This is a genomic window from Bradyrhizobium sp. KZN70725 (assembly GCF_055264925.1).
The window spans coordinates 17553-26674 of record NZ_JBUYWT010000048.1; the positions used below are offsets into that span (position 1 = coordinate 17553).

The 9122-nt window shown below is 64.4% G+C and carries 9 protein-coding genes; 6 read left to right on the forward strand and 3 right to left on the reverse strand.

Features of this window, described 5'->3' with window-relative positions:
• The first annotated feature begins 4 nt into the window (after positions 1–4).
• Both ACZBJS_RS32200 and ACZBJS_RS32205 read left to right on the forward strand, forming a co-directional pair.
• The gene (locus ACZBJS_RS32200) at positions 5–1249 is read left to right on the forward strand and encodes a metal-dependent hydrolase family protein (protein ID WP_141339679.1); all 1245 of its coding nucleotides are present in this window, start codon (positions 5–7) and stop codon (positions 1247–1249) included.
• A gap of 314 nt (positions 1250–1563) precedes the next feature.
• Positions 1564–2754 (forward strand): adenylate/guanylate cyclase domain-containing protein, encoded by a 1191-nt coding sequence (locus ACZBJS_RS32205; protein WP_316397695.1) that lies wholly within the window; start codon positions 1564–1566, stop codon positions 2752–2754.
• Positions 2755–2826: 72 nt separating this feature from the next.
• Here the strand turns inward: ACZBJS_RS32205 and ACZBJS_RS32210 are convergent, their stop codons facing one another.
• The 3 genes from ACZBJS_RS32210 to ACZBJS_RS32220 all read right to left on the reverse strand — a co-directional run bounded on the left by ACZBJS_RS32210 (position 2827) and on the right by ACZBJS_RS32220 (position 6229).
• The gene (locus tag ACZBJS_RS32210) at positions 2827–3027 is read right to left on the reverse strand and encodes a hypothetical protein (protein WP_057019610.1); all 201 of its coding nucleotides are present in this window, start codon (positions 3025–3027) and stop codon (positions 2827–2829) included.
• A gap of 337 nt (positions 3028–3364) precedes the next feature.
• A complete protein-coding gene (locus ACZBJS_RS32215) occupies positions 3365–4678 on the reverse strand; it encodes a chloride channel protein (protein ID WP_316397694.1) in 1314 nt (437 codons plus the stop codon).
• Positions 4679–5833: 1155 nt separating this feature from the next.
• Complete coding sequence (locus tag ACZBJS_RS32220) at positions 5834–6229, reverse strand: NUDIX hydrolase (protein WP_026192922.1); 396 nt, start codon at positions 6227–6229, stop codon at positions 5834–5836.
• 340 nt (positions 6230–6569) lie between these two features.
• Here ACZBJS_RS32220 and ACZBJS_RS32225 point away from each other — a divergent pair, with 340 nt between their 5' ends.
• From ACZBJS_RS32225 to ACZBJS_RS32240, 4 genes are all read left to right on the forward strand, one after another.
• Positions 6570–6866, forward strand: a complete 297-nt coding sequence (locus ACZBJS_RS32225; protein WP_028339395.1) for a hypothetical protein — start codon at positions 6570–6572, stop codon at positions 6864–6866.
• A gap of 63 nt (positions 6867–6929) precedes the next feature.
• The gene (locus ACZBJS_RS32230) at positions 6930–7157 is read left to right on the forward strand and encodes a hypothetical protein (RefSeq protein ID WP_016843397.1); all 228 of its coding nucleotides are present in this window, start codon (positions 6930–6932) and stop codon (positions 7155–7157) included.
• 663 nt (positions 7158–7820) lie between these two features.
• Positions 7821–8618 carry a lytic murein transglycosylase gene (locus tag ACZBJS_RS32235; protein ID WP_038383190.1) on the forward strand — a complete coding sequence of 266 codons (798 nt, stop codon included), beginning with the start codon at positions 7821–7823 and terminating at the stop codon, positions 8616–8618.
• A gap of 86 nt (positions 8619–8704) precedes the next feature.
• Positions 8705–9112, forward strand: a complete 408-nt coding sequence (locus tag ACZBJS_RS32240; RefSeq protein ID WP_463439734.1) for a hypothetical protein — start codon at positions 8705–8707, stop codon at positions 9110–9112.
• Positions 9113–9122: the final 10 nt, after the last annotated feature.

The following is a 9122-nucleotide window of genomic DNA, read 5'->3' on the forward strand; positions in this document are numbered from 1 at the left end:
TTTCATGTCCACCATCCTCTTCAAGAATGCCGCGCTGCTCGATCCCCTGCGCTCCGATCTGCTCGAAGGACACCACGTGCTGGTCGAGGACCGCTTGATCAAGGAAGTGTCCGATCGGCCGATCGAGGCTTCCGCCGATCGGGTCATCGACCTCAAGGGCAAGACGCTGATGCCCGGCCTGATCGACCTGCATGTGCATGCGGTCGCGGTCGAGCTCGATTTGTCGCAGCAGGCGCGGATGGCCAACGTGCTGGTGACGCTGCGCTCGACCATGCTGTTGCGCGGCATGCTGAAGCGCGGCTTCACCACCGTGCGCGATGCCGGCGGCGCCGGCTATGCGCTGAAGCAGGCGATCGACACCGGTCTCACTGATGGCCCGCGGCTGTTCGTCTCCGGCCGCGCGCTCAGCCAGACCGGCGGCCACGGCGACGGGCGCGCCCGCTCGGACTATCTGGCCGACCCGACCTGCTCCTGCTGCGTGCGGGTCGGCGCCATCGCGCGCGTCGTCGACGGCGTCGATGCGGTGCGCAAGGCGGTGCGCGAGGAGCTGCAGATGGGCGCCGACCAGATCAAGATCATGGCGTCCGGCGGCGTTGCGTCGCCGACCGATCCGATCGGCGCCTACGGCTATTCCGAGGACGAGATCCGCGCCATCGTCGCGGAGGCGAGAGCGCGGCACACCTATGTGCTGGCGCATGCCTACACGGCGGAGGCGATCGAGCGGGCAATACGCTGCGGCGTGCGCACCATCGAGCACGGCAATCTCATCGACCTTCCGACCGCGCGGTTGATGGCCGAGCAGGGCGCCTATGTGGTGCCGACCCTGGTCACCTACGAGGCGCTGGCCAATGAGGGCGCGAAGTACGGCCTGCCTGCGGCGAGCGTCGCCAAGATCGCCGACGTTCGCGACGCTGGGCTACGCTCGCTTGCGATCTATCGCGAGGCCGGGGTCAAGATGGGATTTGGCACCGATCTGCTCGGACCGTCGCAGCGGCTGCAGAGCGACGAGTTCCGGATCCGCGCCGAGCTGATCGGCCCGCAGGCAGTGATCGCCAGCGCGACCATCATCGGCGCCGAGGTGCTCGGCATGGAAGGCAAGCTCGGCCGCATCGCGCCGGAGGCGTTCGCCGACCTGCTGGTAGTCGAGGGCAACCCGCTGCGCGACGTGGGTTGCCTGCTCGGCCAAGGCGAGCACATCCCGCTGGTGATGAAGGCCGGCAAGGCCGAGGTCGACCGGCTGGACGGCTAGGGCGGGAAGGGGGGTAGGCTGAATCGATACGATTTCTGAATAATGGAATCGTACCGCTGATTTGCCCGACGAGTCAAGTTGCGGTGTCGCCGGACAGTTGCCGTGTCCGCCGGCACCTTTGCATGGGGTTGTTTTCGATATTTTGGCAGTGCGGCGTCCGTCCTCACCACACCACGCGCAGTGCAGGACAGGGCGGGCATTCAGAGCCCTGACCACCGGTACGCCCGATCACGTTACCGCTGGTGGCGTTGACGTTGCCGGGCAGAAGCACGACATATCGCGTGCCGATCCCACCTGCCGCTCCGGAGCAAGCCATGAACGCCCCCAACATCGAGTCCGTCACGCCGCAGTCTGGCGGCGACGTGGTGGCCTGGCTGACCAACGAGACCCGCGACGAGCGCTTCATCGACAATATCTTCGCCGAGCTTTGCATCCGGTTGCAGGGCAGGGGCATCCCGCTCAAGCGGGCGACGATGAATCTGCTGATCCAGCATCCGCAATGGCTCGGCGCCCGGATCATCTGGGGCGACGGCAAGCGCGAGGCCGAGATCACGCGGGTCGACTACGAGGTCAGGGAGCGCTCGGAATATATCGGCAGCCCGGTCTACGAAATCCACCAGGGCGCTGGCGAAGTGCGCGAGCGGCTCGAACGGGCGCCTGGCCGCACGCATGCGCTCTTTGACGAGATGCGCGCGCAAGGCCTGACCGACTATGTGGCGTGGCCGCTGCTGCATACGCTCGGCAAGCGGCATGTCGTGACCTTCGCGACCGACCGGTCCGGCGGTTTCGATGACGCTGACATCGCCGAGCTGCGCAAGGTGCTGCCGGTGCTGGCGCTGGTCAGCGAAATCCGGATGAAGAACCGCCTGGCGCGGACGCTGCTCGAGACCTATGTCGGCACCCATGCTGGCGAGATGATCCTGGCGGGTGCGACGCGGCGGGGCAGCGGCACCACGGTCCGCGCCGCGATCATGATCTGCGACCTCAGGGACTTCACCCGGATCTCGGACTCCTGGCCGCGCGACGATGTCATCGATCTCCTCAACGACTATTTCGACGCGATGTCGGAGCCGATTGCGCGGCACGGCGGGGAAATCCTGAAATTCATCGGCGACGGTCTGCTTGCGATTTTCCCGCTCAGCGATCCCGGGGCCTGCGCCAAACTGCTGCACGCGGTGTCCGAGGCGCGGCAGGCGATGGCGGCGCTGAGCGAAAAGAACAGCATGATGGGCCGGGCGCCGATGAATTACGGCATCGGCGTCCATGTCGGCGACGTCATGTACGGCAATATCGGATCGCGCAGTCGGCTCGACTTCACGGTGATCGGCCCCGCGGTGAACATGGCCTCGCGGCTCGAGGCTCTGACCAAGCAGTTGGGACGAAACGTGCTGCTGTCGCGCGCCTTCGCCGATCTGGTCTCGCACGATTTCGCGCTCGAGCATGTCGGCGAGCATTTGGTGCGCGGTTTCAGCGAGCCGATCGAGCTGTTTGCCTATCGGGGCTGAGGCTCGATTGGCCAGCGTGACGTGCGGCGCACGCACCGGCTAAGACGGCCCAATGTCCAAAGGCTCCTGCCGTTAAGGAGATCGGCCGGACAGGTTTACTCTCGGTGCGCGCAGTAATTGCTGCTCGGCATAGTTGGCCAGACGATCGTACTCTTCGGCGATCTTCAGAAGATTCGCACGTGAGTTTTGGTATCTGAACAACTCCGCCTTGGCACGTGTCTTGGCGGCTCGATCCCGCCAATAGCCGGCGTTGGTCATGACGTTCTCGACCATGGTGCTTCCCCCTTTCTCAGGGATTGCCCATAGACCAACGTCGCCGCGACAAGTCCGCTCCCCGAGGAACCCCGGAACTCCGTTCACGCATGAAGAGTCACTGAAACATTCCGTTTGTCCCAGACGAAATTTATTCAAGCTGGATTCACACCCGTTATTTTCCGAAACGCCGGATCGCGCGAATTCGGATGCTGGGCAGGCTTTTTCATTAAGGAAATTTTTCAAGGCCCAGAGGGTCCGCCCTGATTATCGACACCGGCGGTTCGCCGTGAGCATGGGAATAGGACGGCCCCGGCAACGCGAGATGCCGGGGCCGTTTTCCCTTGGTGCCGGGAATTCAGATCGAGGTGATCTTCTGCGCCGGCGCAGCGCGCTCGACGAAGCCCTTGGCGAGGGCGTGATAGACGCCTTCCTTGCAGATCAGGCGCGAACTCGCGTGCGCAATCAGGGCCGCGGTCATCAAGGGCACGACCATCGCGTGATTGTCGGTCATCTCGGTGACGATCACGAAGGCGGTGATCGGTGCCTGAACCACGCCGGCGAAATAGGAGACCATGCCGAGCAGCATGATGGCCGACAGCGGCGCGCCGTGAAACAGCGGCGCGATGTTGGAGCCGAGCCCGGCACCGACCGCGAGCGAGGGCGCGAAGATGCCGCCCGGCATGCCGCTGATCGAGGCGAACGTGGTCGCCAGGAATTTCCAGACGCTGAAGCTCGCCGGCAATTGTGTTCCGGCTTCGAGCGCGGATTTGACCTGCTGATATCCCGTGCCATAGATCGCGCCGTCGGACGCAATCCCGCAAATCGCAGCCGCTAATCCGCAGATTGCGGCAAAACCGACTGGATAACGCTTGATCGCGCTTCCGACCGGATTGGCAAACCCGCGTGCCATTGTGATCAGGATGCGACTGAACAGGCCGCCCGCAAGACCTCCGGCAACGCCGCAGAGCGGGACCGCGAGCCAGTCGGTGCCGTTGCGCAGCGCCGTCGCGCTGGTGCCGAAATACGTATAGTTGCCCATCAGCGCGAGCGAGGTCAGGCCGGCGGCGATCACCGCGCCGATGATCAGGCTGCTGGTTCTCGTCTCGAAGGCACGGCTCATTTCCTCGATGCCGAACACGATCCCGGCCAGCGGGGTGTTGAAAGCGGCCGCGACACCAGCGGCCGCGCCGGCAAGGATCAGGCCGGGCTGGCGCCGCGGCGAGAAGCGGCCGAGCGCGAACATGATCGAGGCGCCGATCTGCACCGTCGGTCCCTCGCGCCCGACCGACGCGCCACACAACAGGCCAAACAGCGTCAGCAGGATCTTGCCGGCGGCAACGCGCAGCGAAACCAGGCTTTCGCGCGCGGTCTGGTCGGTCAGATGGCGTGCGGCGATCGCCTGCGGGATTCCGCTGCCTTGCGCGTTCTGAAAGAAGCGGTTGGTCAGAAACACCGACAGCGCGAACCCGGCCGGCGTCAGCACCAGCGAGGCATAATGGAAACGGGATACCACCGCGCCGAACGCGATCTGTGCCAGATCGGCGAGCTGTGCCAGCGCGACGGCCGCCGCGCCGACCGCAATGCCGCCCAGCAAGAACAGGGCGCGGCGCTGCCAACGCGCGGAGACCAGTCTGAACAGCCGCCTCTGGCGGTTGGAGGGGAAGGTCATTCTGACGAGTTCTGGCTCATGTCGTGGTCCGATACGCAGCGGATCACGTCATTCCTAGCACGCGTCGGCGGTATGCGAAGCTGAAGAAATCAGCACGGTGTGCCGGCGCAGCCGCCAAACTCCACGGCCGAAATCCGCGATACCGCCTGAGGCCTCAATCTTCGGCGATCTCCGGGAGGCTCGCGCGTGAGTTTTGGTGTCTGAACGACTCCGCCTTGGCGCGTACTTTCCCGCCGTGACGCATGGTTGAGGGACGCGGAAAATCGGGCACAAACTGCACTTTGCGCTGCTTCCGCTGCGGCGTATTTTGATCGCCCCATTGAAGGGCGCATGTCATGTCCGAAGTGATTGTTCGAGCGGGCATCGTCGTATTGGGACTTTGCCCAATCGCAATGGTTGCCGTTGCTCTGTTCATTTGATGGAAGCTCACCTGGCCCGACCGCGCCAACCGGGCCGGTAGACGGCCCCAGCGCCTGCCCTCCCAGGCCCCCATAGGTTGCTGGGGCCACTCAACAAGGAGGCCGCCGGTTGGCGGCCTCGTTCTTTGCCTGGTACCGATTTGGGTGCGTCACCGGGATCGTTTGCCGCGCGAAGACATGGGGCACTGAATCGAAAAGGGCCGTCGCATCGGCGGCCCTTTTCTGCCGGTCATAATAGGTCTGTAAAAACTCAGTCGTGAAAAAAATGCTCTGCAAAGAACGGTAACGCCGGCAGGGTTGGTATTACGACCGTCCTATCTGTCCAGAAATCCGGATCAGTACGGTGTTCCTGCGGTGGAACTCTTGGTCTGCGGATGCGTATCCGACGATCATGATGGGGCACCAGAAAGGGTGCCGCACCCATCAGGACATTCGCCTTGGGGAATCAGGACATCCCATGTCGCCGCGCTTCGCCAAGCATCATGTTGAGCATCGAGATGTGCTCGGCCGTGAGCTGCCGCTGCATGAGGCTCACGGCCCATCCTTCCGGGATCGCGTCCAGGCGCGCCGTCGAGGAACGGACGCGGCGGAGCATGATTGTCACAGGTTCGGTGCTGTCCCTGCCGGCAGCGCCTGGACGATCAAGGTAAACTCGCGGCCCCAGCTTGTACCCCCTCGCTGGGGCCGTTTCTTTGGGGTGGAAGCGCGGCGCTTTCAAGCAGCGATGATCCCGCCGCTATCTCCGGCGGCGCTGCTTTCTCGGAAACAGCCGGTCGCGGATGTAGCGCGAGGTCGGTGTCAGGCGAAGGCCCCGCGGCTTCTGCCAGGCGGCGCGGTCGATCTCCTTCTTGTCGCCGATCGCCAGTCGGCCCTTGGCGTTCTTGGCGATGAAGATCGCGTCGCTCATCCTGCGGCCGGAACGCTTGTTCCTGGCCGTCACTTCCTTCCACAGGCTCAGCCTGCCGAGCTTGAGCTTCGGCAGCTCCTCCTTGATCTCGCGCTTGAGGCAATCCTTCCCGGTTTCTCGCGCGCGCCTGCGCCCGCCGGGAAACATCCACAGCCCGTCAGATCGGCGTCTAACCAGAAGAACCTTGCCGCGCTTCGCGGCTACCAGCTTGGAGGACTTGGGCATTAGAGTACTTGGGCATTTGCTGCGCAATGATCGAAATAGAATCGACCTATTTTAACTTGTCTATTTGTGTAGACAAGTTCGATGCCGCATTGTTCCACAGTCGTATGTCGGCCGTTTGTCTTTGACGGCTGCGATCCTCGCCGCGCGCGGTCGGCCGCGGCTTCTTGATCTCGCTTGATGTCCGGTACCTCACGTTGAATTCATGAAAGCTGTTACGGCCGGTGACTGCAACTCACCCGGTTGCGTCGTGATAACGATACCCATGACGGACGGCTTTCGCTGCTTGACTCAATGTTCTTGTTTTGTTCTAATTGCCCTCCACCGGGAATTGGAGGACGCCATGGACAACCGCATCAGCGAAATTCGCAGGCAGATCAGGGCGCTGCGCGTCAGCATGCTCGAGGCCGAAGCCATCATGCGCCAGCAGATCAACCGCGATGAGGACTGCGCCTTCGTCGCCGGGGATCTCCTGAAGATGCGGCTGGTCATGAGCCGCCTGGTCGAGGAGCGGGAGGTCCTGGGCGACCGCGATCCGATCATCGTGCATGCGAGCGTTGCACCGCGCCGTCGCGCCGCGACGCCGGCCTTCATTCGCCCGGCGAAGCGAGAGCTGGCCGCCGGCGAAGCGCGTGCATGACGGCGCGCCCGGGATGCGGCGGCTGTGCGCCGAACTGCAAGACGTGATGTGCCGGAGGAAAAGATGAGAGAGCCGCTTCGGTATTTCCACGACAGCGATGATCACGCGCCCTGGATCAAGGCGCTGGCCGAGGTCCGGCACATGGCGACGCGGGAAGGCTGGTGCTTTCACCACGTGCAGGCGATCATCGTGGCGATCGACCAGTATGCCGAGGCCGCGCTCGGCAACCGCGAGTTCTTCCTCAACCGGCCGCAGACCGTCGGTCCAGTGAGAAGAGGCGACGTGCCCTAACACGCGGACCGGCAGGCATACGCATTCGACGTCGCGGTAGCTCGACGTGCTGTCCGCGGCGGTGAAAAGCCTCGCTCGGGAAGTGCCGACTATTTCGTGTAGCCTTGACTGCTGCAGTACCACCAGGATTCGGCGGGCGATGCGCCATGCTCGATCACGTATTTCCGGCAGGCTTCGTAGCTGACCGCATACCGCTTCCCGCACGGTACTGCAGAGATGCCGAAATTGCTGGTCGAGCATGTGGATGCGGCGTGGCCCGTCGACATCGACAGGACGCCCGATAAAGGGCAGGACCGCTAGAAGTGACAGGGTCTTCATCATAGCCATCGCCTCCCAAGTTGGAGGATAGCGGGGCCGCCGTCCCCGCGGAGAACCTACTACATCGCACGCCGTTCACCACCGGATTTCGCGGGTCTCATGCGCGATCCGCATCGTCACGCACGCCGTGTTCGTCGTCTTGCCGGGCGCGTGACGCCTTCCGGGCGTAGGGGCCAAATGTCCCGGCCTGCCTGAGGCGGGCGGGATGGCCAATCCGCTGCCAGCGACATATCGTGACGGTCCGAGGCCGAATCTGAGGCGGGCCGTTCATCGCCGGGTCATGTCCATCCGGCCATCGTCAGCGCCGCGCCCGCGAGGGCGGCATATTTGCGGAGGAGGTTTCGGATGATCAGGGGCTGGCAGGTTGCGACGTCGGCGCTCGCCATCGTCGTGATGGTTGCAACGCTGGGGGCTGAGGCGAACGCGGCGCAGTGCGGCAACGGGCCCGGCGGGTTCGAAGCCTGGAAGCAGCAGTTCTCGGGCGAGGCGAGCGCCAAGGGCATCGGCGCCACCGCGATCGCCGCGCTGATGCAGACCCATTACGCCAGCGCGACGATTGCCGCGGATCGCGGCCAGCGCAGCTTCGGCCTGTCGCTCGAGCAGTTCATGGCCAAGCGGGGATCTGCGACCATCGTGGCGCGCGGCCGATCGCTGAAGCAGTCGCAAGCCGCGCTGTTCGCCTCGATCCAGCAGCGCTATGGCGTGCCGCCGGGACCGTTGATCGCGATCTGGGGCATGGAGAGCGGCTTTGGCAGCCAGCGCGGCAACCAGAACATGCTGTCCTCGATCGCAACGCTTGCCTATGACTGCCGCCGTCCGGAGTTCTTCACCGACCAGCTCTATGCGGCGCTGAAGCTCGTCGACCGCGGCACGTTGTCTGGAAGCACGCGCGGCTCGATGCATGGCGAGATCGGCCAGACCCAGTTCATGCCGAAGAACGTCCTCGCCTACGGCACCGGCAATCTCGACGTCGCGGCCAACGCGCTGAGCTCGACGGCGAACTTCCTGCGCGCCCATGGCTGGCGCGCCGGCGCCGGCTATCAGCCCGGGGAACCCAACTTCGCCGCGATCGAGGCGTGGAACGCGGCAGGCGTTTACCAGAAGGCGATCGCCATCATGGGGCGGCAGATCGACGGCCAATGAGCGTAGGCGCGAGTTCCTTCATCGCCTGTTAACGCAACGGTGCCCAGATCGTGCGCTGTGAAACGGAGCAGATGGAGACCGGCTCCATGCTCAAGAACGGCACCTACGCGGCGTGGTTTCGAACGTCGCTTGCGGACGGCACCGGCATCGTGCACGTCGCCGATGGCAGGCTGTGGGGCAGCGACGCGGTCATGCTCTACAGCGGCACCTATGAGGTCGACGGCGAGTGCTTCTCCGCCGTGCTCACCACGCAGCGGCACTCGAGAGACGGCACGACCGTGTTCGGCACCGACGACCTCGTGGTGCGGCTCGAGGGCACCTGCACCGGCGCGATCGCGACCTGCACGGGCAGGGTGGATGCCGTGCCCGATCTCGCCTTCGAGGTGACGCTGATTCCGAGCCAGGAGGTGGCACCCGAGCCGCCGCCGGATCTGCCGCTGCCGAAGTTCGACCCGAGCAAACTCCCGAAGCTGCCGAAGCGCTCCAGCCGCTAAGGCATGATCC

Excerpts from the sequence above, each read along its gene's own strand:
- ACZBJS_RS32200 (WP_141339679.1), top strand. The coding sequence starts at position 5 with ATGTCCACCATCCTCTTCAAGAATGCCGCGCTGCTCGATCCCCTGCGC.
- ACZBJS_RS32205 (WP_316397695.1), top strand. The coding sequence starts at position 1,564 with ATGAACGCCCCCAACATCGAGTCCGTCACGCCGCAGTCTGGCGGCGAC.
- ACZBJS_RS32210 (WP_057019610.1), bottom strand. The coding sequence starts at position 3,027 with ATGGTCGAGAACGTCATGACCAACGCCGGCTATTGGCGGGATCGAGCC.
- ACZBJS_RS32215 (WP_316397694.1), bottom strand. The coding sequence starts at position 4,678 with ATGACCTTCCCCTCCAACCGCCAGAGGCGGCTGTTCAGACTGGTCTCC.
- ACZBJS_RS32220 (WP_026192922.1), bottom strand. The coding sequence starts at position 6,229 with ATGCCCAAGTCCTCCAAGCTGGTAGCCGCGAAGCGCGGCAAGGTTCTT.
- ACZBJS_RS32225 (WP_028339395.1), top strand. The coding sequence starts at position 6,570 with ATGGACAACCGCATCAGCGAAATTCGCAGGCAGATCAGGGCGCTGCGC.
- ACZBJS_RS32230 (WP_016843397.1), top strand. The coding sequence starts at position 6,930 with ATGAGAGAGCCGCTTCGGTATTTCCACGACAGCGATGATCACGCGCCC.
- ACZBJS_RS32235 (WP_038383190.1), top strand. The coding sequence starts at position 7,821 with ATGATCAGGGGCTGGCAGGTTGCGACGTCGGCGCTCGCCATCGTCGTG.
- ACZBJS_RS32240 (WP_463439734.1), top strand. The coding sequence starts at position 8,705 with ATGCTCAAGAACGGCACCTACGCGGCGTGGTTTCGAACGTCGCTTGCG.